Source organism: Phaeodactylibacter luteus, assembly GCF_007993045.1.
In the GTDB taxonomy this organism is placed as follows: domain Bacteria; phylum Bacteroidota; class Bacteroidia; order Chitinophagales; family Saprospiraceae; genus Phaeodactylibacter; species Phaeodactylibacter luteus.
The window spans coordinates 1-632 of sequence record NZ_VOOR01000179.1 but is presented as its reverse complement, the minus strand read 5'-3'; the positions used below and the strand labels follow the sequence as shown (position 1 = coordinate 632).

The window sequence follows — 632 nt, the reverse complement described above, 5'->3', positions numbered from 1 at the left end:
AGACACGTATTTATCGGGCTGTGATTTGTGCTCAAGCAGCAGACAAAAGTACAAATGCTGCTCTTCCTCTTTTTTGAGGCGGCAGCGGTAGATGACATCGGCTTTGAATTCCCTTAGGCTGGGCTGAATACTGAGGCTGCTTTCCAGCTTCAGGCTCCCGAGGTCGGTAATGCGCGCAATGTCCGGATAGAAGTGCTCAATGTACTTTTTTGCGACCTCCGGTTTGCTCATGGCGTGGCGGAAAAAGCGGTCATCGGGCTGATGTATTTTGGGCTTTGAGGGCATGGCACAGAGATTTAGCCACACAAATATGCCCGTTATTGTGTTTAATTGCAACAGAAAAAACAAATAAATTCAAATAATTTGAATTGATTGTAATCAGAACAGCCATCGGTGATAAAGAGCGTATCGCCACCGTTGGGATCGAATAGAGTACGCTGAAAGGTGCCAGAGACGATAAATTCTTCAGTGTCCAGGTTGAGGGGTTCTACCCAGTTGTCAGTACTATCCAATAGACTATAGAATCTAGTGGTCTGTCAAGGCTAAAACTAGGGGTTGCCTGCGGCGAATTTTGAGGCTACTCTTCGTTGGACAACCCCTTACGTAGCGCTGCTATGCGCGGGAACATCCGC

The 632-nt window shown here is 47.3% G+C and carries 2 protein-coding genes; both read right to left on the bottom strand.

Annotated elements, in window-relative coordinates; genetic code table 11:
• The coding region (locus FRY97_RS22025) for an Rpn family recombination-promoting nuclease/putative transposase (RefSeq protein ID WP_147169778.1) at positions 1 to 285 on the bottom strand (285 nt) is incomplete at its 3' end.
• A gap of 41 nt (positions 286 to 326) precedes the next feature.
• The gene (locus FRY97_RS22020; protein ID WP_147169777.1) at positions 327 to 512 is read right to left on the bottom strand and encodes a hypothetical protein; all 186 of its coding nucleotides are present in this window, start codon (positions 510 to 512) and stop codon (positions 327 to 329) included.
• Positions 513 to 632 lie beyond the last annotated feature (120 nt).